The sequence below is a fragment of the Bradyrhizobium sp. USDA 4011 genome (genome assembly GCF_054063415.1).
On the sequence record NZ_JBSSGG010000001.1, the window covers coordinates 6,492,439 to 6,518,405 of the forward strand.

The window sequence follows — 25,967 nt, forward strand, 5'->3', positions numbered from 1 at the left end:
AGGTCTGTTGTTGTTGAGGCTGTGGACCCTGAGGGCAACGCGCAGCGTTGTTCTCAAGTCCACAGCCTTTTGCTTTGCGTTTAGGTTTGCGGAGCCGGTCACCGCGATGAGCGATCGTGCCGAGCACGATCGGACCATAGCTGACGGTCCAGCCGTCGTGGTCCTCGGCCAGACCGATGGGCTCACCGATCAGCGCTTCGCTGATATAGATCGTGTTGCCCAGCCACCTGATCTCTCCGTTGTGCCGAACCAAGCGAACCTGCTGATCATCAGCGTAGTCCGGCGCACGCAAGACACCGTGGAAGCGGCGCGAGGAGGCCTGGTAACGATCGGCCGGTGTGGCGTTGTCGAGCGACTGGTGCGGACGCTCTTCGTTGTAGAGATGCTGGAAGCTGTGCAGGCGCTTGAGCTGCTCGCGCATGGTGGGAGCTGGCGGACTGGCAACATCCTGCAGCAAGGTCAGATGCATGCGCTCATGGCGGCCGTTCTGCTGAGGTTTGCCAGGCGCAATGCGCTCCGGTGTCACCCCCGCTTTGATCAGCCTGACCGACAGCCGCGACAATCCTCCGGCGCCGCGCGAGGCAAACGGCGAGCCGTTGTCCGAGCGCATGGCGTGCGGCAACCCAAACTCGCGGAACGCCGCGTCCAGCACCGGCCAGACATGATCTGTGTCGGTTCGGGCCAGAGCCTGGCAGCGCAGCAGATAACGGCTGTAGGCATCGGTGATCGTCAGGGGCTCGCAGCGCATGCCGTCCCCGGTCAGGAACCAGCCCTTGAAGTCGATGCACCACACATCGTTGGCTGCCTCGTATCCGGCAAAGGGTGTGCTCGAGGGCGGGCTGCGACGGCGCAGCTTGCGCTTCACCGTCAGCCCCTCACGATCGAACAGCTCCCCGATCGTGCTCGCCGCAGGCCAGGCCGTTCGAGGTGACTTCCGTTCAAGAAAGGCGAGCACCTTGATCGGTCCCCAGGTCGGATGCGCCCGCCGCACCTCAAGGCAGCGCGCGGCGATCCCCTCGGCTATACCCTGCGGATGATGCAGCGGAGCCCGCGACCGATTGAACAGCCCGCCTGCTCCTTCCTTCTCAAACCGCGCCAGCCATTTGTAGCCCACCCGGCGGCTCACTCCGAACCGCCGGCACACCGCCGCAAATGACTCCTCGTGCGCTTGCGCCGCCACCACAAACCGCATCCGTTCATCCACTGCACAGGTCTCCATCCACCCCATCGGCAAGGTCCCCCTCGCCGACCAGTTGACCTGTTACCCATGTCGCCGGTCTATTCTGTTACCTATGTAGCCGGTTAGGACCGCGACCCGACCCTCCCCCTCCAGGGGAGGGTGGCAGCGCACGCTCGGAACGTCACCCCGCCGCCGTCACGCAATTCACCCACAGCACCACGGCCCTGGCATCATGTGCCGGGTTGGAGAAGCGGTGCGGGCGGCGGCTGGCGAAGCGGAAGCTGTCGCCCTGCTTCAGCGTCCAGGTCTCGGTGTCGACCGTCAGCGTCATCTCGCCTGACAGCACGAGGCCGGCCTCTTCGCCGTCATGGGTATAGAACTCGTCGCCGGTGTTGCCGCCGGGCTCGAGATGAACCAGGAACAGATTGAGCCGGCTCTCGCTGCCCGCCGGACTGAGCAGCTGCTTTGAAATCCCCGTGCGCCACAGTTTCAGCTCGGCGCGCTGCACCTCGCGGGTCACGACGCCGCCGGCGCTGTCGTCCCTGGGTGTCGCGCCGAACAGCGCGGCGATGCCGACGCCGAGCACGTCGGCCAGCGTCGCCAGCACGCGCAGCGAGGGCGATGACAGGCCGCGCTCGATCTGGCTGATGAAGCCGATCGACAGGTCGGTACGCGCTGCGACCACCTCCAGCGACATCTGCCTGGTGCGGCGCAGGTCGCGGATGCGGCGGCCGACCGCAAGATCCATTGCGGGTTCGGCCGGCTTCCTGGCCGGTTTTCTGGCGACGCGGCGTGCTGTCACGGGCTTCGCTGCCGCGCCTTTGCGCATTCTCTTGCCGCCGCTCACGTCAGTCCGCTTCCTTCATGTGCATGAAAACCGCTTGCATTGGCCGCGGTTTCGTGACCACAATTTCATATTGGTGAAAATAGGCCGGAACGGCGTCGCCCGCAACATCTAGCTCGAAAAGCAGGGCGATGCGGCGCCAAGGCCAGCTTCGGGAGGTGTTGCGATGTCCTTTCAGCGTCTCGTTCAGGCCGCGGTTGCGGCGCTTGCCCTTGCCTTGAGCGCGCCGTCAGGCGCGCAGCAGGTGCTCAAGGTCGGCTCGACGCCGACCGGCATCCCCTTCACCTTCCTCGACACCAAGACCAATTCGATCCAGGGCATCATGGTCGATCTCGCCACCGAGATCGGCAAGGATGCCGGCTTCTCGGTGCAGATCGAGCCGATGCAGTTCTCGGCGCTGATCCCCTCGCTGACCGCGAACAAGATCGACATCATCGCGGCCGCGATGTTCGCCACCGCCGCGCGCAAGGAGGTGATCGATTTCTCCGAGCCGGTCTACACCTATGGCGAAGGCCTCGTGGTGCCGAAGGCAGACACCAAGGCTTACGCCTCGCAGGAGGATCTGAAGGGCACCGTGGTCGGCGCCCAGGTCGGCACCGCGTTCGTCGACGCGCTGAAGAAGACCGGGCTGTTCAGCGAGGTGAAGGTCTACGACACCATTCCCGACATCCTGCGCGACGTGAATGCCGGCCGCCTCAAGGCCGGCTTCGCCGACTATCCGATCCTCGCCTACAATCTGCAGCAGGGCAATTTCGCCGACGTCCGGTTGGTCGACGGTTACAAGCCCGTCACTGTAGGCACCGTCGCGATCGGCATCCGCAAGAGCGACACCGAGCTATTGGCGAAGATCAACGCCTCGCTGGCGAAGCTGAAGGCCAACGGCACGATCGCGAAGATCCTGGAGAAATGGGGCCAGAAGGCCAGCGCGTCGTGAGAGTGTTGCTTCACTCCGTCTGGGCTAGGTGAGATCAGTTGACCCGTCACCCTGAGGAGCGCGTAGCGCGTCTCGAAGGGTCGACGGCCACCAGCCGGTCCGATTCATCCTTCGAGACGCGGCGAAGGCGCCGCTCCTCAGGATGACGGGGACGTATTCGAGGGACTGGATACATTCTACCGATGCAAAAATTCTTCCATGACGCCGTCGAGTTCGTGCCGATCCTGTTGCAGGGTGTCTGGCTGACCATCGTCGTCACGATCGGCTCGCTCTTGCTGTCGACCGTGCTCGGGCTGGTGTGGGCGTTGATGCGGGTGTCGGGAATTCGCATCCTCACAGGCCTCAGCGCCGCGCTGATCAACGTGATCCGCGGCATCCCGATCATCGTGCTGCTGTTCTACATCTATTTCGTGATGCCCGATTTCGGCATCGCGCTGTCGGCGCTGCAGGCCGCGATCATCGGGCTCGGCATTGCCTATTCGGCCTATCAGGCGGAAAACTTCCGCGCCGGCATCGAGGCGATCGACAAGGGGCAGATCGAGGCGGCGCAGACCATTGGGATGGGCTGGTGGCTCACCATGCGCCGCGTGGTGCTGCCGCAGGCGGTCAGGATCATCCTGCCGCCCTACGGCAACATCATGATCATGATGCTGAAGGACTCCTCGCAAGCCTCCACCATCACGGTCGCCGAGCTCGCGCTGCAGGGCAAGCTGATCGCCTCCTCGACCTTCAAGAACACCAGCGTGTTCACCTTGGTGGCGCTGATGTACCTCACCATGAGCATCCCGCTTATCCTGCTGGTTCGGCACTTCGAGAACAAGGCGAACCGCAAATGATCGAGCTCAACGACGTCCACAAGAGCTTTGGCAAGGTCGAGGTGCTGAAGGGCATCACTGCCTCGGTCGCCAAGAGCGAGGTGGTCTGCATCATCGGCCCGTCGGGCTCCGGCAAGTCGACCATCCTGCGCTGCATCAACGGGCTCGAGAGCTACGACCGCGGCGAGATCAGCGTCGAAGGCGCGCGGGTCGATCAGGGCGACCGCTCGATCGTGGCGATCCGCACCCAGGTCTCGATGGTGTTCCAGCGCTTCAACCTGTTTCCGCATCGCACCGCGCTCGAGAACGTCATCGAGGGGCCGCTCTATGTGAAGAAGGAGCCGCGCGAGGCGGCGATCGCGCGCGGCCGCGCGCTGCTCGCGCAGGTCGGCCTCGCCGACAAGGCCGAGGTACATCCGCCAAAGCTCTCCGGCGGCCAGCAGCAGCGCGTCGCGATCGCGCGGGCGCTGGCGATGCAGCCGAAGGCGATCCTGTTCGACGAGCCGACCTCCGCACTCGATCCCGAACTGGTCGGCGAGGTGCTCTCGGTGATGCGCAAGCTCGCCGACGATGGCATGACCATGGTCGTCGTCACGCACGAGATGGGCTTTGCCCGCGACGTCGCCGACCGCGTGCTGTTCATCGACGGCGGCGTCATCGTCGAGCAGGGCGCCGCCAAATCCGTCCTCAACCAACCGCAGCACCCGCGCACCCAGGATTTCCTGCGCCGCGTGCTGCATCCGCTGTGATCCGGTACTCGCTATGAACGCGCCAACACGCCTGCCACTGCCCCCGAGTCTTTATGCCGACACCGCGGTGGAAGCGACGCCCACGCCGCCACTTACGACGGACAAGAGCGTGCCGGTCGCGATCATCGGCGGCGGCTTCACCGGCCTGTCGACCGCGCTGCACCTCGCCGAGCGGGGCGTGCTCGCGACCGTGCTGGAGGCGCAGGAGCCGGGCTGGGGCGCGTCCGGCAACAACGGCGGCCAGACCAATCCCGGGCTGAAGCACGACCCCGATCAGATCGAACAGGATTTCGGCGCCGACCTCGGCCGCCGCATGATCGAATTCTCGTACGGCACCACGAATTTTACGCATGACCTGATCCGCCGCTACCAGATTCCTTGCGAGGCGCGGCAGAACGGCACGTTGCGTGCCGCCTACAATGAAGCCAGCGCGACCGCGATCGAGACCACGGCGAAGCAGTGCATCCGGCGCGGCATGCCGGTCAAGCTGCTGAATGCCGCCGAACTGCGCGAGATGATCGGCGGCGACCGTTACCTCTGCGCCATGCTGGATGCGCGCGGCGGCGATCTGCATCCGTTGAATTACGCGCGGGGCCTGGCACGCGCCGCGATCGGTGCCGGCGTTGCCGTCCATGGCGAGACGCCGGCGGTGTCGCTGCGCCGTGACGGCAGAAGCTGGCGGATCGAGACACCGCGCGCCATCGTGCATGCCGACAAGGTGCTGCTCGCGACCAATGGCTTTACCGATGATCTCTGGCCGGCGCTTCGCCGCAGCATCGTGCCGGTGTTCTCGTCGATCGCGGCGACCGCGCCGCTGTCCGACGAGGTCGCGCGTTCGATCATGCCAACGCGTCCGGTGTTGTACGAGAGCGGCCATATCACGGTCTATTACCGCATCGACCAGCACAACCGGCTGCTGATGGGCGGCCGGGGCCCGATGCGCTGGATCAGCAAGCCGACCGACGTCGCTTATCTGATGCGCTACGCCGAGCGGCTGTGGCCGCAGCTCAAGGGCGTCAACTGGACCCATGGCTGGAACAGCCGCCTCGCCATCACCGCCGATCACTATCCGCATGTTCATGCGCCCGCGGAGGACTTGCTGATGTCGATCGGCTGCAACGGCCGCGGCGTCGCGCTCTCGACCGCGATGGGCGCGCAACTCGCCCGGCGCCTGATCGGAGGTGCAAAGGCGGAGATCGACATGCCCGTGACCGGCATCAAGCCGATCCCGATGCACGCCTTCTGGCGCGTCGGCGTCACCGCCGCGGTGTTGACCGGGCGGGTGCGGGACAAGCTTGGGGTGTAAGAGAGAACGTCTGCGGCGCTTTCAAAGCGCCGGCTCCGTGAGCTTGACGGGCCGCGGCGTGGTCTCCTTGGGCCCTGCCGAGTTCACGAAGTGGCGCAGCCGGTCCTTCAGGTCGAAAAGCTCATCCAGGGGCATATTCAGGAAGCAGTAGAACTCGCCCAGCATTTGCTCGGTTCGCTGGCGAAGCGACACGCCCTTGGCAGTTAGATCGACCAGCACGCGCCGCTCATCGTTGGGCTGCCGCCGCCGTGTCACCAATCCCTTGGCCTCGAGGCGCTTGAGCATCGGCGAGAGCGAGCCGAGGTCCATTTGCAGCGCCGAGGCCAGATCTCCGACGCCTCGCGCCCCGCGCTCCCAAAGCACGACCAGAACCAGATATTGCGGATAGGTAACGCCAAGCTTCTTCAGGAACGGGACGAACAGCCGCGTCATGTGGTTGCTTGCACTGTAGAGCGCAAAGCAAAGGTGACTGTCGAGGCCCGGCATCTCGACCGGTGCGATGGAGCCCTGTGAAGGGCGATTCCTTGGTTCGCGTCGCGCGTTCGTCGTTCGGGTCTTCATTCCTGTCAGTCCGCTGGCACAACAAATCGTTGAGCCAAATCCTATCGTTAGCCGTCGCGCCAGCCAAGCCGAACGGGCGCAATTTTCTGCCGTTACAGCATATCATACCGCAAAGCATTGATTCTTATTATTTTGTGTGCAAACTATTTGTACCTCATAAATATGAGGCGTCCGGCCGCGCGCGCGTTCAACGGCCGGATTTGCAAATGAAAACAAACCAGGAGGGGAGGAATTGCATGTCCGAGATGGATCGTCGTGCGTTCGTGGGAACTGTCGCCGTTGGTTCTGTGGCGGCCGCGGTTCTCGCTACTTCATCCGCAGAGGCCGCAGGCCAGAGCGGCTATTTCGTGATCGCGGAAATCGTATCCAAGAAGGATAGAGCGGATGATCTCCGCGCCTTGCTTGTGCCCTTCGCCGAAATCTCGGCCAAGGAGCCCGGATGCATCGTCTACACCCTGATGGAGGTCATCGGCGAGCCGGGCCGCTTCCTGACCTTCGAGCGCTGGAAGGACAAGGCGGCGCTCGACGCCCACATGGTCACGCCCGACATCAAGGCGATCGTGCCGAAGCTCGAGCCCGTTCTGGCCAAGCCGTTCACGCAACTCTTCCTGGATGCGCGCACCGGCGGCTGAGCCGGCGCCCCATCCACAGCATCGGCGGGCCGTTGCCTGGCAGCGGCCCGGAGCCGCGTTCGATTCATGACTTTAAACAAGCGATCAACAGGGAGGACGAGATGCGTGGTCTATTTTGTGCTGCGGCGTCACTGGTTGTGATTGCCGCTTCGGTTCCAGCATGCGCCGGCGGAATCTATGTCATCGAGAACGGTCAGGGAAACAACCCGGTCGCCGTCAAGAAGGAGGCGTCCGCGCTTGCCGCGGTGCCGGTGATGCCCAACGGCAAGCAGAACCAGGGCTTCAACTATGGAATGCTCTATGACCTGCCCGGGGCGGCCACCCACGTCATGCGCGGACACGTGGACGCAAAAGGCTCGATTGCCGTTCACGACGGCGCGCTGCCCTACATCCTCTATGTCATCAGCGGGAGCGGCAAGCTGTCCTTGAACGACAAGGGCGGCGGGCAGATCGGTGAAGTCGCCTACAAGCCGGACGACGTGATCGTCTTTCAGCCGAATACGCTGCATGGCTGGACCAATGGCGACACCGCGTTCGAGTTTCTCGGCGTCGAGCTGCCTGCGCCGCAGAAGCAGGTCGGCGCAAGGTAAATCCCAGGGAGAAACCCATGTCAGAAATCATCCTGCACCACTACCAGCTCTCGCCTTATTCGGAGAAGACGCGCCTGGCGCTGGGCCTCAAGGGCCAGAGCTGGCGCTCGGTCGAGATCCCGGTGTGGACGCCGCGTCCCAAGCTCACGCCGATGACGGGAGGCTACCGGCGCACGCCGATCCTCCAGATCGGAGCAGAGTTCTATTGCGATACGCTGCTCATTCTTCAGGTCATCGAGCAGTTGGGAGGCTCGCCCGCACTTTATCCCAATGGACAGGAAGGCTTTGCCAAGGCCTTCGGCTGGTGGATCGAGAAGGGCTCCTTTCTGAACGCGGTGTGCCTCACCATCGGCAACATGGGCGGGAAAATCCCGCAAGAGCTGGTCGACGAGCGGCGCCCCCTGTTCCGTGTCAATCTGGATCCGGACGTGCTGCTTCCGAAACGGGCGGTGTATTTGCAGCGGCTCAATGCCCATCTTGCCTGGGTTGCCGAAGTTCTCGCCGACGGCCGCAAGTTTGTCCTCGGAAGCGCCCCTTCCGCGGCCGATCTATCGGCTTATCATCCGATTTGGTTCGCACGGCAGAATGGCGGCCCGGAGATCGCGCGGCTGATTGCTTTCGCTGATGTTGTTGACCCCTGGTATGCGCGCGTTGCGGCTCTCGGGCACGGCAAGCACGCCGACATGACGCCCGACGAGGCAATCGAGGTCGCACGTGTCCATCAACCGAGCGAACCTGATGGCTGGTCATCGGAAGCGCAGAATGTCGGAATTCTGCGCGGCGACTGGGTCAGCGTCACTCCCGATGACTACGGCAATCCCGTCCATGGAAACATTCTCGCATGGACACAAGATGAGATTGTGATCCGGCACGAAGACCCCTCGGTCGGCAAGGTGAATCTTCACTTCCCGAGGGTCGGATTCGATGCGGCTCTGGAGCAGAAAGCCGCCTAGGCGAATCCGATGCGAGGAGGCTTCGATGTCGGGCAGACTCGATCCTCCTCCAATTGCATGCATTCCGGCGGGGCGGCGTCACCGCCGGCTCTGGGGGCGTTAGCGCGTCCCGGTATCACCCAGATGCGTTCTGAAGAACGCGATGGCCGCGGCGTGGAAGCGCTGATGAAAGGCGAGGCGATCGAAGCCCGGCGCATCGGTGCAGATGGCAGCCATCTTCGCTGTCTCCTCCGGCGTGCAGGTCGCGAGGAAGGAGAAGTGCTTGGCATCCTTCACCAGGTGAAAGTCCGGTTTGGACGGAAGCCGGTCGCTGATCGCAGCAGCACAGCACCCGGAGAGACCGTCGCCATTCTGCGCGGGGTCCGAGCTCCACAATTGAATCGGGATCGTCGCGGCTTCCAGATTCTCGGCGGCAAAGAACAGCACAGGAAAGGGATCGACGATGATCGCGGCCTTGATCCGCGGATCGTGGACGACCGGTCCGCTCGGCTTTTCTCCGCCTTCGAGCTCCTTGCAGGCCCGCAAGCTCGACGTCTGGCAGCTCGGCAGGCCCTTGCGGAGATCGGGCTCACCGCCAATCGCCGCGAGGCCCGTATAGCCGCCCCAGGAGAAACCAAAGAGACCGATGCGTCCGGCATCGATGCGAGCTGCATCGGGCCAGCCTCTGAGCGCATAGTCGATCGTGCGCTTGATGTCGGCGGGCCGCTCGACCGTGACGGCAAGGCTATCGGTGCCGCTGGTGTCGCGCTCGGTATCGGTCGGATGATTGATCGTCACGACGATGAAGCCGGCATCCGCAAGCGCTGCGGCCGTGTCATGGTGGCCGCCGAGCCAGCCGCGCCTTCCATGCGAGATCACGATCAGCGGCAGCTTGTCTCCCACGATCGGGCAGTCGTTGACGCCGAAGAACGTTCTGCCGCCGCGGGCGTCGATCTCGTGCGGGGGCTCGGCGCAAGGGTGCCAGGCCACCCCTCTGATCGCGGGTCCGTCGGGACCGGCGGGAACGTCGAAGTGCCGGAGCCCAGCCGCCTGCGCCGCCGAGACCGCGAGCAGCAACAGGGCTGACAACGCGAAGGGAGCACAACGCATGGCTATCGCTTGTCCAGAATCCGCAATTCGGCCGTGGCGCTGGCAACCGTCAAATTGTCGGCGTCGATCAGATCGGCCTCGACGATCATGTCGCGGTCGGTCTGCGAGACGACCTTGGCCTTGGCCGTGATCGGACCGACGCGCGCCGGCTTGAGAAACCGCGTGGTGAGGGTTCTGGTCACCACGGTCCTGGTGGACGGGAGCGCAGCGAGAGCGCCGAGACCCGTGGCCGAATCCAACATCGCCGCAAGGAAGCCGCCCTGGATCGTTCCGTGCCGGTTGGTGAACAGGGGTTGCGCCACAAAGCGCATCGAGGCGATTTCGCCGTCGAACCCTAGCCACTCGCGTCCCAGGAGCTGAGCGCCGGGCGGCACGTCTGCGCTTGCATCGCTCAAGCCGGTCACCATTGTTCGTTGTCGGGCCGAAATGTATCAGCCCATTTGCGTCCTGCAATGTCCCTCGGCGCGCCATCGTCCTCTGCTGCCGAAACACGGCTCACGTTCCGGATACCTCGGACCATGCCCGGTGGCCTCGTGGGTTCCCGGCTTGCCGGCACGCGAGATGCCATCACGAAGAGAGAGAGGGCGGAACGAAGAGCAAAGCTCGGGCAATCACGCCGCGAGAATGAAAGCTGCGTCCCACTCACACTGTCATCGCCCGGCTTGACCGGGCGATCCAGTACGCCGCGGCCTCTCGGCTCATGCACAGGCGTCTCTGGAATACTGGATCACCCGCGTTCGCGGGTGATGACACCGTGATTGTTTTGCATGAGAGTCTGCAACCAACTGCAAGTCGTTTTGATCGGCGCCGGGACGACAGCTTTGATGCGCCGTCCCTGCCGTCACGCCTCCGCGATTGCATCGCTCCACGGATGAAACGGCTCGGTGGCGCCGCTGTTTGTGGTGCCATCGCGTAGCACGATGCTGGGGCAGGCGAACTTCTTCGGCTGGGTCTGGATGCGTGCCTCCTCGTAGTCGAAGCTGCCGCGCAGCACCTCACGCACGGCTTGCGGCAGGCGGACATCGCCGATCACCACATTGCCTTCGCTGGCGTCGATGCGTGGCTGATGGATCGCGGCGTCGAGATCCATGCCGAAGTCCATCACGAAGGAGAGCAGTTGCGACACCGCGGGCAGGATGCGGCGGCCACCCGATGCGCCGGCGGCAAGACGGCGGCCGTCGGCCGCTTCCGCCACCACGGGCGTGTAATTGGTTAGGCAGCGCTTCCCGGGCGCGAGCGAGTTCGGCGCGCCTTGCGTCGGATCGAACCACATGATGCCGTTGTTCATGGTGAGGCCGGTGTTCGGCGTCACGAATTTGGAGCCGAAGGTCGACAGCAGCGTCTGCGTCACCGCCGCCATGTTGCCGTCGCGGTCGACAGCGGAGAAATGTGTGGTGCAGCTTGGGGCGATCGCCTCCGCGCCGAGCGCACGGCGGCCGTCGACGTCGCCCATGTCCTTCAGCCGCTCGCGATAGGCGGCCTGCAGCGCCTCGGCGTAGGCAGTATAGGCGGCCGCATCCGGACCGCCATGTGCGGGCGCGAACGCCTTCTGCAGCAGGCCGAGCGTACGCGCCATGGTCGGACCCGCGGTCAGCTCCGGCGTCGCGTAGACCGTGCCGCCGCGATAGGGAATCTTGAGCGGTTCGCGCAGATGGGCGCGGAAGGCGGCGAGATCGCGCACCGACAGCGCGCCGCCGGCGGCCTGGATATCGTCGGCGATGCTGCGCGCCAGATCGCCCTCGTAGAAATCGCGCGGGCCGGCCGCGGCAAGCTGCGCCATCGTCGCCTTCAGCCTGTCCTGCGGCATGCGGACCACCGACTTGATGCCCCATTGCGCATTCGGCGGCAGGCCATCCAGCAGATACGCCGCGGCGCTGGCCGGATAGCGCCGCAGATCCGCGGCCGAGCTTGCGATCATGTCGGTGGTCCACCAATCCACCAGCAGGCCTTCGCCGGCAAGCTTGACGCTCGGCGCCAGCAGGTCCTTCCACGGCATTCTGGCGTGGCGGCGATGCGCCTCCTCCATGCCGGCGACGACACCGGGTACCGCGATCGAGCCCGGGCCGTGCAGATTGCGGTCGTCCTTGACCCGCGCCCAGGGGAACAGGTCGGAGGCGGCCCCGCCGGTCAACGGATAATCCTCCAGGCGCAGGCCGTCGGGCGCGCGCATGCCGCAGTCGATCACCTCGACGCGGTTCTCCTTGGCGCGATACAGCACCATCGCGCCGCCGCCGCCGGCACCGCTCATCCACGGCTCCAGCACGCCCAGCGCAAAGGTGGTTGCAATCACGGCGTCGACGCAATCGCCGCCCGCGGCCAATACCTCCGCGCCGACTTCGGCCGCCTTGCGCGATTGCGCGGCGACGATGCCGCCCTTGGCGCTGACGGCCGGCTTGCGGATCACTTGCGAGTTGGAGAACTGGTCGGACATGGCGTTGCTTTCGCTGTTCTTGTTGCGGGCGGGTCACGTTGGCGTAGCATGCCAAGCATGGCACTGTCAGTGCAACAAGAACCGGTTTCAGGGAGCGGAAAATGAGCAGCGTGAAGCGTGAACGGGACGGCAAGGTCGGTATTCTGACGCTGAACGATCCCGCCACCCTGAACGCCATGACGCCGGAGCTGCTCGGCGATCTCGCGCGCGCCATAGGCGAAATGGGCGTCGATCCCGGCATCCGCGCGCTGATCCTGACCGGGGAGGGACGCGGCTTCTGCTCCGGGCAGAATCTCAAGGCGTTCAACTCGCTCGGCGACAATATCTATACCGGCGTGATGAAGCATTATTGGCCGGCGATGCAGGCCTTGCGCGAGTGCCGGACGCCGGTGGTGGTCGCGGTCAACGGCGTCGCGGCCGGCGGCGGCTTCAGCCTTGCGATGTCCGGCGACATCATCCTGGCCGCGCGCTCGGCGAGCTTCATCCAGGTGTTCAGCCGGATCGGCCTGGTGCCCGATCTCGGCTCGACCTGGCTCTTGCCTCGGCTGGTCGGGCGCCAGCGCGCGCTCGACCTGATGCTGCTGAACGAGCCATTGTCGGCCGAGCGGGCCAAGGAGTGGGGACTGGTGCGCGACGTGGTCGACGACGCAAGGCTGCTCGACGAGGCGAAAGCGCTCGCCGGCCGCCTCGCCGACGGCCCGACGCGCGCGCTGGTCGCGACCCGGCAGCTGCTCGAGGAGAGCGAGCACGCAAGCTACGCCGATCAGTTCCGCCGCGAAATCGAGCTGCAGATGGTGATCCGCGAAAGCGCCGACGCGCAGGAAGGCCGCAAGGCATTCGTCGAGAAGCGCAAGGCCCAGTTCACGGGACGATAGAGCGAGATGGTGTGCAAGTCAGCCGATCGCAATCGCGATCTTGCCGAAATGCGCGCCGCTCGCCATGTGGGCGAACGCGTCCTTGACCTGGTCGAACGCGAACACCTTGTCGATCACGGGCTTGACGCCGTGCATGCTGATGCCGTCGCACAGCGCCTGCAGATCCTCGATCGAGCCGACGGTGACGCCTTGCAGTCGCTGCTGCTGCATCACCATCAGCGGCAGCCTGGTGTCGGACGAGGCGGGACCGGCGAGCACGCCGATGAAGGCGATGGTGCCGCCGATTTTCGTCGCGCGGATCGACTCGTTCAGCGTGCCGACGCCGCCGACCTCGACGACGAGATCGACACCGCGCCCGGTCAGCTCGCGCGCCTTCTTGCCCCAGTCGGGCGTGGTCTTGTAGTTAAGCGTCACATCGGCGCCGAGCTGCTTCAGCCGAACGATCTTGGCGTCGCTGGAAGAGGTCGCGATGACGCGCGCGCCGCACATCTTGGCGAATTGCAGCGCGAACAGCGAGACGCCGCCGGTGCCCTGGGTCAGCACGGTCTGTCCCGGCTTGATGTCGCCGAGCTTGACCACCGCGCTCCACGCCGTGAGGCCGGCGCAGGGCAACGCCGCGGCCTCGATGTCGCTGAGATGGTCCGGCGTGCGCACCAGCGCGTGCGCCGGGAACACGCGGTATTCGGTCAGCACGCCGTCGACGCTGCCGCCAAGTGCCGCGCGCATCCGCGCCTCGCTGGGCTCGCCGCCGAGCCAGCTTTCGAAGAAGCTGCCGATCACGCGATCGCCGGGTACGAAATTCCCGACCCCGGCGCCGACCGCCTCAATGATACCGGCGCCGTCGGAGACCGGCACCAGCGGAAATTTCTGGCGCGCGCCATAGCCGCCCTTGACGGTGAGAAGGTCGCGATAGTTCAGCGTTGCCGCCTTCAGCCGCACCAGCACCTCGCCGGGGCCGGCCTGTGGAACCGGCTTGTCGACCAGCGCAAGCGCGTCGACGCCGCCGGGGCCTTGCAACTCATAGCATTTCACGGGACGTCTCCTGCTGGCTGTTCTCGTCGTCGGCGGCACTCCGGGCGCCGCCGCGCATCCACCGAGCATATGTCAGGCCTGCCGCACCTGGCCATAGCGCGCGTTGCGGCCGATGGAATGGCGCCCATGTCCGAACGTGTTGGCGCTTCCGAAAAATACCGCCAATGTGCCGTCGATGACATGACCGAGCGGAGGTGACGATGGCTGCCTTGCTTGAGACGAAACGCAATCCGATCGCCGCGTTCACACGTGGTGTGGTCGGCGCGTTGCTTGCCGTTGCATTGATCTGGTGCAGTGGTGCGATAGCGGCGGATGACAACCTCTACCGCGCGCAGACCGTCGTCACCGGCCAGGGCGAGCCGAACCGCGTCATCGGCTTCGGTGCATGTCTGGAGGACGTCCTGATCAAAGTCTCCGGCCAGCCCATGCTGGCAAGCGACCGCCGGCTTGCCGCATACAAAGCGAAGGCCAGGGAGTTCGTCAGCAGTTACGACTATCACGACCAGTATGCCGGCAAGCCGCATCATGACGAGCAGGGCACCCGCGACCGGCCTTACGACCTGACGGTGGCTTTCGACCAGGACAAGATCGGCAGCATTCTCGCCAAGCTCGGCCTCAAGCCGTGGCGATCGCAGCGGCCGACGCTCGGCGTCTTCGTCGAGATGCTGCACGGCCCGAAGGACTTTATCGTCACCTCTGACGGGACGCAGTCCGATTTGCAGCGCGATGCACTCGCGGCTGCGGCCGGCAAGCGTGGCATGCGCGTCGTGCTGCCCGAGACGGCCGCTCTGGTAAGCGCCAATGTCACGGCCGCCGGGCTCCTGAAGACTCCGCCCGCGCAGTTGAGTGCGACCGTGGCGCCGGGCGAGGCCATCCTGGTCGGACGGCTGGTCTGGGATGACAAGGATCTCGGCTGGGCCACGCAATGGCGGATGGCGTGGCGCGGCAGGGACTACACATGGCGGTTTCGCGGCGTCACCTTCGATGAGGCCTTCCGGCGCGGCGTCGGCGGCGCCGCGCAGGTGCTGTCCGGCAATGGCGATCCGGCACGATCGAAATGAGCTTGCGCGCTCCAACCGGCGTAGCCGAGCGTCTGCGACGGGTACTCCCCGAACATCGCGCGGTAGTATTGCGAGAAGCGCCCGAGCTCGATGAAGCCCTGTTCGATCGCAACCTTGGAAACGGTGGTCTGCTCCGGCGTGCTTTCGCGCAGGATCGAACGGATCATGCAGAGCCGCTTGTAGCGCAGGAACGTCACCGGGCCGACGCCGAACACCTCGTGGAAGGCGCGGTGCAGGCTGCGGCGCGACAGCCGAAGCTCGGTGCAGATTTCCGAGACATGGACTGGGCGGGCGCCCGCGGCGTGCAGATAGTCCTCGACGTCGCGCACCAGCTTCATCGCCGACGGCAGGTAGCTGGTTCCGTCTGGCGGCAGGGACGTGATGGCCGTCGGCCTGACGCAATCGATGATCGCGCGCTTCCAGAACTCGGACGACGCCTCCGACAGCGCGTCCGGATACCGGGCGAGATGTGAGACGATCTGCGGCAGCCTGATCGCCCCGGCCATGCCAAGCGTGGGGTCGGCGCGAAAGTGGTTCTTTGCTTGCCATGTTTCGGCATCGGCGAGCCGCGGCTCATCGCCGAAGATGTCGGGCAGATCGGCCATGTCGAAGCGAATTGCGGCATAGGACGAGGCCTTGTGAAAGACGCCGTCATGCTCGACCGACGGAGGGATCACCAGCACGTCGGCCGGCTGCATGTCGAATGCCCAATGCGTGACGCGATCGGTGGCGTTCAGCAGCATTCCGATGATCAGCTTGTCATCGGCCGAAGTACGCTGGGTGCGGACCCCGACATTGAATGCGCCGATGCTGAGCGAGAAATCGCCGATCCCGACATGGGACAACGTCCCGCGCAGCTTGCCGCGCTCAAGCTGCATGACCTCGACATGCGAGCCTTTGACGGCGTCGTGGAGTCCCTCGAAGCCGTCAAGCTCGCCGCTGTGAACCGTCAGGTGCTGGCCCATATCCATGCGTCCCACGGCGGAATCGTGGGCGGGATTTTTGCCGGTTTTGCCCGGGAAGGCAACGTGGACGAGGGCGCGGAATTGATGGGTCGGGACGTCGTGTTGTCGGACCGGATGCCTTGGGAACGAGACTGGCACAAAGTGCATATCGTCCCCGCCGGATGGCGGACAATCGCTTGATCTCAAAGCAAATTGCGCGGTCGTCAGCGGCTCTGCGCCGGTGGTTAGGCCGCCATCAGTTGCTCAAGCGCAACAGCCTGCTCGCGGGTCTGGAAAGCGATGGCGGTATGGGTGAAGCCCGACGAGGCCTGGGTCTGCGCGATATGGTTGAGGACCTCGGTGCCCTTGACCACGTGAAGGTCCATTCCGGGGCCGGCGGGGAAGATGCCGAGGACGACATCGTAGGCGTCGACGATGGCCTTCAATGCGCCACCCTTGTCTTCCGAAGCATCGATAAAGATACGAACATCCGCGGCGATACTACGAAGTTCGTCAAAGTCGATCACTGGAAGTCTCCTATACGCAACTCACTGATCGATCCTAGCTGCAACTTGCTTACTGAAACCTAAATTACGCCCGGTTCCTTGGTGCACTCACCGCACCGTGACTCGAATTTCGATCCGCGCGATCGCCGCCTTCCCGGCCTGCCGCCTTCAGGCGCCGGTTGGCTATCGCCGCTTCGCAATGAGCCTGACCGGCGAAAGCGCGCCCGCGTGCAGAGCGGAGCGCGCGTCGGGGATTTTGGTGCACTTGGTGCAGTCCGATTTTTCATTCTTTCACGAGGTGAGAGCACATGATCAAGACCAGGGCTGCCGCGACGAGGAGAACGCCTGCTACCACCAGCAAACCGATGGCTCGCGCCTAGGCTTACAGCGCGGAATCAACAGATCGTTTGGAGGGGAATGACGTGTTCAGGTCTTGCGCGCCGGCGCAGTCAGGATGATTCCCTCATCGATCAGGGCGCGGCAGATCTTCTTCAAGGTTGCAATCGCTTCACGCGTTGCCCGGCCGTCCACGCGGCAATGCCAGGACGCGGTCGGCGCGCATCCACGGCAACAGCGCTGCCGATAGCGCGCCGGCAGCCACTTCCTGGTGAATGCCGGAGAAGGGCAGCAGGGCATAGCCGAGGCCCGATGCCACCATGCGCTTCATCGGCGTGCTGTTGTCGACCCGAACCGCGCAGAGCATTGTCGATGGGAACGGGTTGCGGCTGAGCGGGCCCACGGCGGATGGCAGGGCGTCGAACTCCTTGCGGGTCAGTCTGCCGCGCTTCAACAGCGGATCGCGCGGCGGCCCGATCAGGAACACCTGCTCGACCATGAGCATTTCATAGTCGAGGTGATCGTTGGGGGGCGGCGTCGTCACGATCGCCAGATCGAGCTCACCGCGCAGCAGGCGTTCGGATGCGTTTTCCGTCAAGACTTCGCTGAGCTCGAGCCGCACGCGCGGAAATTGCTTCACGAATGTCTGGGCAAGCGGCGGGTAGAGGATATCGCCGAGGCTTGGCGGCGCGCCCATCCGCACCGTACCGCTGGGCTCCCGATTTTCCGTGCGCACCTCGGCCTTGATGTCGTCGATCGTTCCAAGCAGCCAGCGCCCGCGCGCGAGCAGCACCTTGCCGGATTCCGTGACCGAGACGCCGCGCGCGCCACGTTCGAGCAAGGCGCCGCCCAATTCGTCTTCGAGTTCCTTGACGTGGCGGCTGAGCGCCGACTGGGCGACGTTCAGCGTGCTCGCGGCGGCGGCAAAGCCGCCACGCTCGGCGACGGCGACGAAATAACGGATCTGCCGCAGGTCCATGACGGGCGCTCCATCTCGATTCGAGATCGATACCATATCAAACATATTCTTGTGAGATACCAAGAAAGGAGCAGTCTCCTTCCCAACGATCAAACGGAGGAGAGATGAGGATGGGCATCGCCACCGATGAGGCACGCCAGACGTCCGTATTCATCGCCGGCGGCGGGCCGGTCGGCCTTGCGATGTCGCTGCTGCTCGATCGCTTCGGCATCGACTGCGTCGTGGTCGAGAAGAGCCCGACGACGACAGATCATCCGAAGTCGCGCGGCTGCTGGGTCCGCACCATGGAGATCTTCCGGCAGTGGGGCATCGAGCAGGCGATCCGCGACCGCGGCCTGCAGGACAACTCCGACATGTTCGTGTTCCTCGACAGCATCGCGGGTCACGAGTTCGGCCGCACCCGTCCCGAACCGAATGTCGGGCATACCCCCGCCTGGAAGAGCCTGGTCGCCCAGGACGCCGTCGAGGAGGAAATCCTGCGCGTGGTCGAGAAGTCGAAACACGCCACGGTCCTGTTCAACACGGCCTGTGAATCGTTCGAGGAGACCAACAGCGGCGTCAACGTCACGACGCGTTGCGAAAAAACCGGTGCGGTGACGCAGTGGACGGCGGCTTACCTGATCGCCGCCGATGGGGCGGGCAGCCAGACGCGGCGTAGCGCCGGGATCGACATGGTCGGCCCCTCCACGCTAGCGGTGATGTCGAACGAGTATTGGCGTGCCGATCTGTCGCGATTGCCGATCGCGCGCGAGGCCGCCGGCTTCATCATCGTCCCGGACAAGCCCGATCTGCCGCGCGCCGGCATCCTGAACACCAATGGCCGGGATCGCTGGCTCACCGTGACGCAAATCGGCCTGACCAAGGACGATCGCGACCGGCCGTGGACCGACCAGGAGTTCATCGAGATTGCGCGCGGCCATGTCGGCATTCCGGACCTCGATGTCACGCTTCTGAATCGCTCGATCTGGCGCGTCAGCATGCAGGTGGCCGAGACCTTTCGAAAGGGCCGGGTGTTTCTGGTCGGCGACTGCGCCCACCGCTTTCCGCCGACCGGCGGTTTCGGCCTGAACTCCGGCGTTCAGGACGCGCATAATCTCGCCTGGAAGCTGGCCTTCGTGTTGAAGGGCCGCGCCGACGAAAAGCTGCTCGACAGCTATTCCAGCGAGCGCCGCCCGATCGCGCAATCCAATGCCAATTTCAGCTACGGCAACAGGCTGCGATTTGGGCTGACCGACGACGCCGTACGATCGCGCAATCCGGACCGGATCAAGTTCTGGATCAACGATATGGACAATCATCTGCACAGCATCGGGCAGAACCTCGGGCACAATTACGAGGAGGGCGCGGTGATCCCCGATGGCACGGTCGCGAAGGTGCTGAACTCCCGCTACTACACGCCGACGGACCGTCCCGGCGCGCGCGCTTTCCGCATATGTGGCTCGAGCCTTCGCGCAAGAAATCGACGCTCGACTGGTTCGACAAGGAACTCACCGTCGTCACGGGTCCGCTCGGCAGCGAGTGGCTGGAGGCGGGGAAGCAGGTATCGGAGAAGACCCGCCTGCCGCTCTCGCTCAAGCAATTGCCGTCAGCCGACCCGGCGGACGGATTCCAGTTGGGGATGCGCGGCGCCGTTCTGGTGCGCCCTGATGGACATGTGGCGTGGCGGATGCCGTGGGTGCCGTCGGATCCGGCGAAGGAATTGGCCGGTGCGCTTTCAACGCTGCTGCAATAGCGGGACCTCCCATGCAATCGTTCGAATCCGATGGCGTCGTCACGGCGTTTGAGAAGACCGGACGCGGCGAGCCGATCGTGCTGCTGCATGGCGGCGAAGCCGATCATTCGATGTTTGGCGGCCTCGCGCCCGCGCTGGCGGCGCATTTCACCGTGATCGCGTATGACCAGCGCGATTCCGGCGCCACCAGAAATCCTTCGTCGTCCTATTCGCTGGCCGATCTGGCTGATGATGCCGCGGCCTTGATCGGAGGGCTCGGCTACGATCGTACCCATGTCTTCGGGACCTCGCTCGGCGGCCTGATCGCGCAAGTGCTGGCAGCCCGCCATCCCGGTCGCATCGACCGCCTGATCCTGAGCAGCACCTGGAAGGTCAACAGGAGCCCGCTGGACGTCAATGCGGATGTCTTCCGCACACTCGCTTCGTACCGCGCGGACACCGCAAGCAATGCGCCGAAGATCGCGGAGTTCTTCTTTCCGCCGGATTACCTGCGCGCGCGGCCCGAACTGATCGACATCTTCCGTGGCTCGAACCGCGACGAAGGCCAGAAGGCGCGACGCGGCGCTTTGCTCGCGCAGCCCGTCGCCGCCGATCTGACAGGCTTTGATCGCCCGACGCTGCTGCTGGCGGGTGCTGACGACCGGCTGATCCCGAATGCGGAGACATTTGCGCTCGCCCGCGATCTTGTGTGCGTCGAGACCAAGACGATCGCGGACGTCGGCCATGTCGCGTCGATCCAGGCCCCCGAGCGGGTGGCGGAGGCGGTGACGGCATTTCTGAATTCGAAAAAGAAGGCGGCTTGACAACAACAGGGGGAGACCATGGCTGAGCAAGCGAGCGCGGTGCCGTTCGACGAAGCGCCGGTGACGACGCGCTATTGGCTATCGATCATCATCTTCGCCATCTCCGGCGTGGTCGATTTCTTCGATTTCTTTGTGGTCGGGTTTCTGGTCTCGGTGCTGGCGCCGAAATGGCACCTGACGTTTGGGCAAACCTCGATCATGCTGATGAGCGCCGGCATCGGAGCAATGCTGGGCGCGTTCGCCGCGGGGATCCTCGCGGATCGTTTCGGGCGCAAGCCGCTGGCGGTGGCCGGCGTTCTGCTTTGTGGCCTGACCTCGGGCGCGATCGCGTTCATTCCGGAAGACGGCTGGATTGCGTTTGCGATCCTGCGCTTTTTCGTTGGCTTCGGCCTTGCCGCGGGCGCGGCGGCGGCAGTTCCTGCCATCGTCGAATTCGCACCGACCCGCCACCGCACGCTGGTCACGAGCCTCGTGGTCGTCCCCGTCGCCTTCGGCGTGCTGTCGGCGTCGGTGACGGCGAGCTTCCTGTTGCCGCTGGTCGGTTGGCGCGGATTGGCGGCGGTCGGATTCCTGCCGATCATCCTCGGAATTCTGACCATGATCATCATGCCGGAATCGCCGCGCTGGCTGATCAGCAAGGGCCGCGTGCGCGAGGCGGAGGCGAATATCCGAAAGCTCTATCAGATCGGCGGCGAGTCATTTGTCCTGCCCACGCTGCCGCCGACGAACCCGGTGACATTCGCCGATCTGTTTGCCGAGCAGCGGCGCTTCTGGCTGACAGTCCTGATCTGGTTCGGCGCCAGCACGGCGAATTACGGTGTCTTCCTGTGGGGACCGACGATCGTGGCGCTGCTTCTTGGCGTCGCGCCCCAGGACGCGGCGAAGATGTTCATTTATGTCAGCCTCGCCGGCGTTGTTGGCCGGACCGGCTTTGCGTTTCTGGCGCACCGGATCGGCCGCAAGCCGTGTGGCCAGTTGATGGGCTATGGCACCGCGATCTCGCTGGCGCTGGCGGCCTATTTTCACGCCGATTTTGCCGGCTCGGTCCCGCTGTTTCTGGTCTTCCTGATCATTGGTGCCGTGTTCTTCGACGGTGGATTTTCGAACATCGGGCCCTATCCCGCGGAGATCTTCCCGGTTCAGCTGTCGGGGCGCGCGGTCGGCCTTGCCCAGCTCTCGAACGGGGTCGGCAAGATCGTCGGGCCGCTGTGCCTCGCATTGATCGCCGGCGCGGATAATGTCGTGCATCCCAGCGCGACCGCCTCGGCGGTGATGCCGGCGTTTCTCTTTCTTGCCGGCGCGGGTCTCTTGATTGGACTCGCCTTTACGTTCCTCGGCGTCGAGCCGCACGGACGCCCGGTGGCTCTATTTGGCGAAAACGCAGGCGCGAGCAGGGCATCGAAGTCACTGGCCGCGAAAACCGCAATGTGAAAGACGGAAGGTTTTACGATGGACCATGCACCTGACACGATCGCAACGGCGGCGCCGTTCGATACCGCAAAGCTCGATCGGCTGATGGATGAGGCGGGGCTCGACATCCTGGTCGTCACCTCGCGTCATAATGTGCAGTACCTGCTCGGCGGATATCGCTTCTTCTTCTTCTACGTCATGGAGGCGATCGGTACCAGCCGCTATCTGCCTGTCTTCGTCTACCAGAAAGGGCACCCTGAAAATTCCGTCTACATCGGCAACCGCATGGAAAAGTTCGAGCATGAACTCGGTCGGATATCGGCGCCGATCGTTAAAGCGAGCGCATGGGGAACGATCGATGCGATCGGCCTCGCCACTGATCATGTGAGAAAGCTCGGGGTATCCGCCAAGCGCGTCGGCATCGAGGCCGGCTTCCTGCCGGCCGATGCCAGGGATCATCTGCGTGCCGGTCTTGGCCATGTCGAGATCCGCGAGGCCCATTTCACGCTGGAACGGCTTCGTGCCGTAAAATCTCGTGCCGAACTGGATCTGATCAGGGAGGCTTCCGAACGGGTCGTCGATGCGATGATGGCGACGTTCAAGGGCTGCGCGCCGGGCATGACCAAGAACGACGTCGTCGCCCGTCTGCGTCGTGAGGAGCAGCAGCGTGATCTCGTCTTCGAATATTGCCTGATTGCCGCGGGCAAGAGCCATAACCGTGCGCCGTCGACCCAGTATCTTGAAGAGGGCGACGTGATCTCGATCGATTCCGGCGGGAACTACCGGGGCTATATCGGCGACCTCAGCCGCATGGGTATTCTGGGCGAGCCCGAGAGCGAGCTGCGCGAGTTGCTGCAACAGGTCGAGGACATCCAGCAGGTGGCCCGGCGCGCGATCCGGCCGGGCGCCATGGGCGGCGACATCATTGCGGCGGGCGAGGCAGCCGTGAAAGGCTCTCCGCATCGCGCCGTGCTCGACTTCACCGCACACGGTATTGGGCTTGTCAGCCACGAAGCGCCGCGCCTCGCCGCGACCGGCCCGGTGCCTTACGCGCCCTATGACGCCGACCGGCCGCTCGAATGCGGGATGGTGATCTCGATCGAAACCGCGCTGCTGCATCCGGCGCGCGGCTACATCAAGCTCGAGGACACGCTGATCGTCTCCGAGTCGGGCTGGGAAGCGCCCGGCGACCACGGCAGGGAATGGAATTCGCCGCGTCTCATGGCGTGAAGCGGTCAACGCCACGGCGGCATTTTTGGCTGGGGCACCGATTCAGCTGCAGTGCTGGAGGCGTTCGCCGGCAATTTCGGAACAATAGAAATATATCCCTGAGTTGCCCGACGTGTCAAGTCGCCCGGTCGACGCCGGCCGCCGCCGGCTACTTTGCATGGGGTTGTTTTCGATATTTTGGCGGCGCCGCCTGCGACGGCCCGATGACTTCATGTGCGCTCGGCCAGGCGATTGATCCGGCGGTCTTTGCTTCACTCCAGCCTCCGGTCATGCGAAGGTTCGACCAGGATGCAGCGGCCGGCTCCGTGCCGTCTGCTCGCCAGGTCGGCGCCGACGATGGGCAGGTGCAACCGATACGGATTGCCTCCCCATCGACAGAAGCGACCTGATGACCACTGCCGCCAACGCGCTCCGCGACTACGCCCAACGCATCCTGACCGCCCGTGTCTACGACGTGGCGGTCGAGACGCCGCTCGATCCGATGCCGCGGCTCTCGGAGCGCTTGTCGCGCGCCGTCTTGCTGAAGCGGGAGGACTTCCAGCCGATCTTCTCCTTCAAGCTTCGCGGCGCCTACAACAAGATCGTCAGGCTACCGGACGCGCAGCGAAGACAGGGCGTCATCTGCGCGTCGGCGGGCAACCATGCGCAGGGTGTGGCGCTGGCGGCGCGCGAGCTCGGCATTCCCGCCACGATCGTGATGCCGAGGACGACGCCCGCCATCAAGGTCGAAGCCGTCCGGCGTTTGGGCGGTGACGTTGTGCTGCATGGCGACACGTTCGACGATGCGCAAACCAAGGCCAGGGAGATCGAGGTCGCGCGCGGCCTGACCTTCGTGCATCCGTTCGACGATCCTGATGTGATTGCCGGCCAGGGGACCGTCGGGATGGAAATCCTGCGCCAGCATCCCGATCCGATCGAGGCGATCTTCGTGCCGATCGGCGGGGGCGGGCTGGCGGCCGGCGTCGCCGCCTTCGTGAAATTCCTGAATCCGTCGATCAAGGTCGTCGGCGTGGAGCCGGCAGACGCCGCGTCGATGGCCGCCGCGCTCGCCAAGGGCAGCGTCGTCGCGCTGGACCAGGTCGGACTGTTCGCCGACGGCGTCGCCGTCCGCAAGGTCGGAGCCGAGACGTTCCGGCTCTGCCGCGACCTGCTTGACGAGGTCGTGACAGTGGATACCGACGCCATGTGCGCGGCCATCAAGGATATCTTCGATGACGTCCGATCCGTGGCCGAGCCCTCCGGCGCATTGGCGCTCGCCGGCCTCAAGGCCTATGCCGAGCGCGGCGCACTGAGCGACGGGAGCCTGATTGCGGTCAACAGCGGCGCCAATCTGAATTTCGACCGGCTGCGCACCATCGCCGATCGCGCCGAGGTCGGCGAACATCGGGAAGCGCTGCTTGCGGTCACGGTGCCGGAGAAGCCGGGCAGCTATCGGCACTTCATCCGTATCCTCGGTTCGCGGGCCATCACGGAATTCAACTATCGCTTCGCCGAGACGACGGCGCCGGCGCAGCTGTTCGTCGGCATCGCGCTGAGTCGCGGCGAGGCCGAGAAGCGGGAAGTCATGGAGCTGCTCCGGCGCGAGGGCTATCCGATCCTGGATCTGAGCGAGAACGAGATGGCCAAGGACCATGTGCGCTACATGGTGGGCGGCCGCGCGCCGCTTCTCAAGGACGAGGTGATCTACCGCTTCGAGTTTCCGGAGCGTCCCGGCGCGTTGCTGAAATTCCTCGAGAGCCTGGCGCCCGACTGGAACATTTCGCTCTTCCATTACCGAAATCACGGCGCCGACTACGGACGCATCCTTGCAGGCATCGAGGTCAAGCCTTCCGAGCGCGCCCGGTTCGTTCAGGCGCTCAACGCGCTCGGCTACCCCTACTGGAACGAGAGCGAGAATCCGGCCTATCGCCTGTTCCTCTCCGCCGAGAAGAGATGAAGCGGCGAGGTCCTCTGCCGGTCCAGAGTAGAGAGGACGGTTGGCGGTGCAAGACATCGGCGAGCCGTCACGCAATCCGTGCTGAAGAGAAAGGCAGTTCGTATGACCCGTGAGGAACGACAATTGCGCGAGGCGATCATTGCCAAGTGCCGATGGATGAATGCGTCGGGTCTCAACCAGGGGACATCAGGCAACATCTCCGCCCGCTACAAGGACAGGATGCTGATCACGCCCTCGGCGACCCCGTATGATTCGATGAAACCGGAGATGATCGCGTCGATGCCGATCGAGGGCGACTATGGCACGTGGGAGGGGCCGCTGCAGCCGTCCACCGAATGGCGCTTTCATCTCGACATCACGCGCGCCCGGCCCGATGTCGGCGCCATCGTCCACACCCACTCGACCTATGCAACCGTGCTTGCGATCGCGCGCAAACCGATCCCGGCCTGCCACTACATGATAGCGGCATTCGGCGGCACCGACATCCGCTGCGCCGACTACGCGCGCTACGGCACCAAGGAACTGTCCGATCATGCGATTGCCGCGCTCGAAGGCCGCAATGGTTGCCTGCTCGCCAATCATGGCATGATCGCGCTCGGCGCCAATCTCGATAAGGCGATGTGGCTCGCGGTCGAGCTCGAGAGCCTCGCGCGGCAATACTACCTCTCGCTTGCGCTCGACTCGCGGATCATCCTGAGCGACGAGGAGATCGCCGACACCGCGAAGGGGTTCTCCGCCTACGGGTTGCAGGCGCCAACGCCGAACAAGGCCGCCCGTGCGACGGCAACGGCGGCACCGCGCCGCGCCGAGAAACGGCGCAGCAGCAAGCGATGACGGGCACTCGCCGGTTTAGGACGGCATGTGCAGGGAAGCGAGAAGCCTGGCTGATTGAACGGAGCGGGTGCAAGACAAGTTGCAGACAGCTGGGCCATTTGACGGCCCAGTCAGCATAGGCAAGACTGATCGCAGTCAAACTGTGCCTGCGGGACATTTCCGGTGCTCAATCTGGATTCTGCTTTGCCTTCGCCGACCCGTTGGG

General features: G+C 64.6%; 24 protein-coding genes and 2 pseudogenes. 16 read left to right on the top strand and 10 right to left on the bottom strand.

The annotated features are described in order from the left end of the window. Positions 1 to 112: 112 nt before the first annotated feature. Positions 113 to 1,228 (bottom strand): annotated as a pseudogene (locus ACVW1C_RS30600) (integrase core domain-containing protein); the annotation flags it as partial. Positions 1,229 to 1,361: 133 nt separating this feature from the next. Beyond that, positions 1,362 to 2,009: a helix-turn-helix domain-containing protein gene (locus ACVW1C_RS30605; RefSeq protein WP_456761449.1), complete on the bottom strand. Its 648-nt coding sequence runs from the start codon at positions 2,007 to 2,009 to the stop codon at positions 1,362 to 1,364. 181 nt (positions 2,010 to 2,190) lie between these two features. Here ACVW1C_RS30605 and ACVW1C_RS30610 point away from each other — a divergent pair, with 181 nt between their 5' ends. From ACVW1C_RS30610 to ACVW1C_RS30625, 4 genes are all read left to right on the top strand, one after another. Then, on the top strand, positions 2,191 to 2,958 hold the full coding sequence (locus tag ACVW1C_RS30610; RefSeq protein ID WP_456761450.1) for an ABC transporter substrate-binding protein: 768 nt from the start codon (positions 2,191 to 2,193) through the stop codon (positions 2,956 to 2,958). Between the two features lie 182 nt (positions 2,959 to 3,140). Next, on the top strand, positions 3,141 to 3,794 hold the full coding sequence (locus ACVW1C_RS30615; protein ID WP_207832157.1) for an amino acid ABC transporter permease: 654 nt from the start codon (positions 3,141 to 3,143) through the stop codon (positions 3,792 to 3,794). Then, complete coding sequence (locus tag ACVW1C_RS30620) at positions 3,791 to 4,522, top strand: amino acid ABC transporter ATP-binding protein (protein ID WP_456761451.1); 732 nt, start codon at positions 3,791 to 3,793, stop codon at positions 4,520 to 4,522. The genes ACVW1C_RS30615 and ACVW1C_RS30620 overlap by 4 nt, the downstream gene beginning before the upstream one ends. Positions 4,523 to 4,535: 13 nt before the next feature. Further along, positions 4,536 to 5,828 carry an NAD(P)/FAD-dependent oxidoreductase gene (locus ACVW1C_RS30625; RefSeq protein ID WP_456761452.1) on the top strand — a complete coding sequence of 431 codons (1,293 nt, stop codon included), beginning with the start codon at positions 4,536 to 4,538 and terminating at the stop codon, positions 5,826 to 5,828. Positions 5,829 to 5,849: 21 nt separating this feature from the next. On the opposite strand, the gene ACVW1C_RS30630 is transcribed toward ACVW1C_RS30625, so the two are convergent. Further along, entirely contained in the window at positions 5,850 to 6,260 is a 411-nt protein-coding gene (locus ACVW1C_RS30630) for a MarR family winged helix-turn-helix transcriptional regulator (protein WP_244549576.1), read from the bottom strand. Between the two features lie 77 nt (positions 6,261 to 6,337). On the opposite strand from ACVW1C_RS30630, the gene ACVW1C_RS30635 reads away from it, so the two are divergent. The 3 genes from ACVW1C_RS30635 to ACVW1C_RS30645 are packed head-to-tail and all read left to right on the top strand — an operon-like array spanning position 6,338 to position 8,564. After that, the gene (locus ACVW1C_RS30635; protein ID WP_456761453.1) at positions 6,338 to 7,021 is read left to right on the top strand and encodes a putative quinol monooxygenase; all 684 of its coding nucleotides are present in this window, start codon (positions 6,338 to 6,340) and stop codon (positions 7,019 to 7,021) included. A 32-nt stretch (positions 7,022 to 7,053) separates the two neighbouring features. Beyond that, positions 7,054 to 7,611, top strand: coding sequence for a cupin domain-containing protein (locus ACVW1C_RS30640; RefSeq protein WP_456761454.1), 558 nt, complete (start codon positions 7,054 to 7,056; stop codon positions 7,609 to 7,611). A 17-nt stretch (positions 7,612 to 7,628) separates the two neighbouring features. Beyond that, positions 7,629 to 8,564: a glutathione S-transferase family protein gene (locus ACVW1C_RS30645; protein WP_456761455.1), complete on the top strand. Its 936-nt coding sequence runs from the start codon at positions 7,629 to 7,631 to the stop codon at positions 8,562 to 8,564. Between the two features lie 99 nt (positions 8,565 to 8,663). On the opposite strand, the gene ACVW1C_RS30650 is transcribed toward ACVW1C_RS30645, so the two are convergent. From ACVW1C_RS30650 to ACVW1C_RS30660, 3 genes are all read right to left on the bottom strand, one after another. After that, a complete protein-coding gene (locus ACVW1C_RS30650; protein WP_456761456.1) occupies positions 8,664 to 9,653 on the bottom strand; it encodes an alpha/beta hydrolase family protein in 990 nt (329 codons plus the stop codon). Positions 9,654 to 9,655: 2 nt separating this feature from the next. Further along, entirely contained in the window at positions 9,656 to 10,048 is a 393-nt protein-coding gene (locus ACVW1C_RS30655; RefSeq protein WP_456761457.1) for a PaaI family thioesterase, read from the bottom strand. Between the two features lie 446 nt (positions 10,049 to 10,494). Then, a complete protein-coding gene (locus tag ACVW1C_RS30660) occupies positions 10,495 to 12,084 on the bottom strand; it encodes a gamma-glutamyltransferase (protein WP_456761458.1) in 1,590 nt (529 codons plus the stop codon). A 101-nt stretch (positions 12,085 to 12,185) separates the two neighbouring features. On the opposite strand from ACVW1C_RS30660, the gene ACVW1C_RS30665 reads away from it, so the two are divergent. After that, complete coding sequence (locus ACVW1C_RS30665; protein ID WP_456761459.1) at positions 12,186 to 12,959, top strand: enoyl-CoA hydratase-related protein; 774 nt, start codon at positions 12,186 to 12,188, stop codon at positions 12,957 to 12,959. Positions 12,960 to 12,977: 18 nt separating this feature from the next. Here the strand turns inward: ACVW1C_RS30665 and ACVW1C_RS30670 are convergent, their stop codons facing one another. Next, the gene (locus ACVW1C_RS30670) at positions 12,978 to 13,991 is read right to left on the bottom strand and encodes a zinc-dependent alcohol dehydrogenase family protein (protein ID WP_456761460.1); all 1,014 of its coding nucleotides are present in this window, start codon (positions 13,989 to 13,991) and stop codon (positions 12,978 to 12,980) included. 200 nt (positions 13,992 to 14,191) lie between these two features. Between ACVW1C_RS30670 and ACVW1C_RS30675 the strand changes: the two genes are divergently transcribed. Beyond that, positions 14,192 to 15,052 carry a DUF2066 domain-containing protein gene (locus ACVW1C_RS30675; protein ID WP_456761461.1) on the top strand — a complete coding sequence of 287 codons (861 nt, stop codon included), beginning with the start codon at positions 14,192 to 14,194 and terminating at the stop codon, positions 15,050 to 15,052. Here ACVW1C_RS30675 and ACVW1C_RS30680 read toward each other — a convergent pair. From ACVW1C_RS30680 to ACVW1C_RS30690, 3 genes are all read right to left on the bottom strand, one after another. Beyond that, on the bottom strand, positions 14,944 to 16,017 hold the full coding sequence (locus ACVW1C_RS30680; RefSeq protein WP_456763217.1) for a helix-turn-helix domain-containing protein: 1,074 nt from the start codon (positions 16,015 to 16,017) through the stop codon (positions 14,944 to 14,946). The two genes, ACVW1C_RS30675 and ACVW1C_RS30680, sit on opposite strands and share 109 nt — an antisense overlap. A gap of 224 nt (positions 16,018 to 16,241) precedes the next feature. Further along, the gene (locus ACVW1C_RS30685; protein ID WP_456761462.1) at positions 16,242 to 16,523 is read right to left on the bottom strand and encodes a hypothetical protein; all 282 of its coding nucleotides are present in this window, start codon (positions 16,521 to 16,523) and stop codon (positions 16,242 to 16,244) included. Positions 16,524 to 17,010: 487 nt separating this feature from the next. After that, entirely contained in the window at positions 17,011 to 17,817 is an 807-nt protein-coding gene (locus ACVW1C_RS30690) for a LysR family transcriptional regulator (protein WP_456761463.1), read from the bottom strand. A 110-nt stretch (positions 17,818 to 17,927) separates the two neighbouring features. Here ACVW1C_RS30690 and ACVW1C_RS30695 point away from each other — a divergent pair. From ACVW1C_RS30695 to ACVW1C_RS30725, 7 genes and pseudogenes are all read left to right on the top strand, one after another. Beyond that, positions 17,928 to 19,004: pseudogene (locus tag ACVW1C_RS30695) on the top strand (FAD-dependent monooxygenase); the annotation flags it as partial. A gap of 245 nt (positions 19,005 to 19,249) precedes the next feature. Next, positions 19,250 to 19,549, top strand: coding sequence for an aromatic-ring hydroxylase C-terminal domain-containing protein (locus ACVW1C_RS30700; RefSeq protein WP_456763218.1), 300 nt, complete (start codon positions 19,250 to 19,252; stop codon positions 19,547 to 19,549). 11 nt (positions 19,550 to 19,560) lie between these two features. Beyond that, positions 19,561 to 20,352 carry an alpha/beta fold hydrolase gene (locus tag ACVW1C_RS30705; protein ID WP_456761464.1) on the top strand — a complete coding sequence of 264 codons (792 nt, stop codon included), beginning with the start codon at positions 19,561 to 19,563 and terminating at the stop codon, positions 20,350 to 20,352. Positions 20,353 to 20,370: 18 nt separating this feature from the next. Then, positions 20,371 to 21,783 (top strand): MFS transporter, encoded by a 1,413-nt coding sequence (locus tag ACVW1C_RS30710; RefSeq protein ID WP_456761465.1) that lies wholly within the window; start codon positions 20,371 to 20,373, stop codon positions 21,781 to 21,783. Positions 21,784 to 21,801: 18 nt separating this feature from the next. Then, positions 21,802 to 22,992: a M24 family metallopeptidase gene (locus tag ACVW1C_RS30715; RefSeq protein WP_456761466.1), complete on the top strand. Its 1,191-nt coding sequence runs from the start codon at positions 21,802 to 21,804 to the stop codon at positions 22,990 to 22,992. Between the two features lie 388 nt (positions 22,993 to 23,380). Then, a complete protein-coding gene (gene ilvA / locus ACVW1C_RS30720; RefSeq protein WP_456761467.1) occupies positions 23,381 to 24,928 on the top strand; it encodes a threonine ammonia-lyase, biosynthetic in 1,548 nt (515 codons plus the stop codon). 102 nt (positions 24,929 to 25,030) lie between these two features. Continuing rightward, on the top strand, positions 25,031 to 25,762 hold the full coding sequence (locus ACVW1C_RS30725) for a class II aldolase/adducin family protein (RefSeq protein ID WP_456761468.1): 732 nt from the start codon (positions 25,031 to 25,033) through the stop codon (positions 25,760 to 25,762). The last annotated feature ends 205 nt before the right edge of the window (positions 25,763 to 25,967 follow it).

Excerpts from the sequence above, each read along its gene's own strand:
- ACVW1C_RS30705 (WP_456761464.1), top strand. The coding sequence starts at position 19,561 with ATGCAATCGTTCGAATCCGATGGCGTCGTCACGGCGTTTGAGAAGACC.
- ACVW1C_RS30605 (WP_456761449.1), bottom strand. The coding sequence starts at position 2,009 with ATGCGCAAAGGCGCGGCAGCGAAGCCCGTGACAGCACGCCGCGTCGCC.
- ACVW1C_RS30660 (WP_456761458.1), bottom strand. The coding sequence starts at position 12,084 with ATGTCCGACCAGTTCTCCAACTCGCAAGTGATCCGCAAGCCGGCCGTC.
- ACVW1C_RS30690 (WP_456761463.1), bottom strand. The coding sequence starts at position 17,817 with ATGGACCTGCGGCAGATCCGTTATTTCGTCGCCGTCGCCGAGCGTGGC.
- ACVW1C_RS30650 (WP_456761456.1), bottom strand. The coding sequence starts at position 9,653 with ATGCGTTGTGCTCCCTTCGCGTTGTCAGCCCTGTTGCTGCTCGCGGTC.
- ilvA (WP_456761467.1), top strand. The coding sequence starts at position 23,381 with ATGACCACTGCCGCCAACGCGCTCCGCGACTACGCCCAACGCATCCTG.
- ACVW1C_RS30620 (WP_456761451.1), top strand. The coding sequence starts at position 3,791 with ATGATCGAGCTCAACGACGTCCACAAGAGCTTTGGCAAGGTCGAGGTG.
- ACVW1C_RS30675 (WP_456761461.1), top strand. The coding sequence starts at position 14,192 with ATGGCTGCCTTGCTTGAGACGAAACGCAATCCGATCGCCGCGTTCACA.
- ACVW1C_RS30645 (WP_456761455.1), top strand. The coding sequence starts at position 7,629 with ATGTCAGAAATCATCCTGCACCACTACCAGCTCTCGCCTTATTCGGAG.
- ACVW1C_RS30610 (WP_456761450.1), top strand. The coding sequence starts at position 2,191 with ATGTCCTTTCAGCGTCTCGTTCAGGCCGCGGTTGCGGCGCTTGCCCTT.
- ACVW1C_RS30625 (WP_456761452.1), top strand. The coding sequence starts at position 4,536 with ATGAACGCGCCAACACGCCTGCCACTGCCCCCGAGTCTTTATGCCGAC.
- ACVW1C_RS30630 (WP_244549576.1), bottom strand. The coding sequence starts at position 6,260 with ATGACGCGGCTGTTCGTCCCGTTCCTGAAGAAGCTTGGCGTTACCTAT.
- ACVW1C_RS30710 (WP_456761465.1), top strand. The coding sequence starts at position 20,371 with ATGGCTGAGCAAGCGAGCGCGGTGCCGTTCGACGAAGCGCCGGTGACG.
- ACVW1C_RS30615 (WP_207832157.1), top strand. The coding sequence starts at position 3,141 with ATGCAAAAATTCTTCCATGACGCCGTCGAGTTCGTGCCGATCCTGTTG.
- ACVW1C_RS30715 (WP_456761466.1), top strand. The coding sequence starts at position 21,802 with ATGGACCATGCACCTGACACGATCGCAACGGCGGCGCCGTTCGATACC.
- ACVW1C_RS30700 (WP_456763218.1), top strand. The coding sequence starts at position 19,250 with ATGTGGCTCGAGCCTTCGCGCAAGAAATCGACGCTCGACTGGTTCGAC.
- ACVW1C_RS30725 (WP_456761468.1), top strand. The coding sequence starts at position 25,031 with ATGACCCGTGAGGAACGACAATTGCGCGAGGCGATCATTGCCAAGTGC.
- ACVW1C_RS30680 (WP_456763217.1), bottom strand. The coding sequence starts at position 16,017 with ATGGGCCAGCACCTGACGGTTCACAGCGGCGAGCTTGACGGCTTCGAG.
- ACVW1C_RS30665 (WP_456761459.1), top strand. The coding sequence starts at position 12,186 with ATGAGCAGCGTGAAGCGTGAACGGGACGGCAAGGTCGGTATTCTGACG.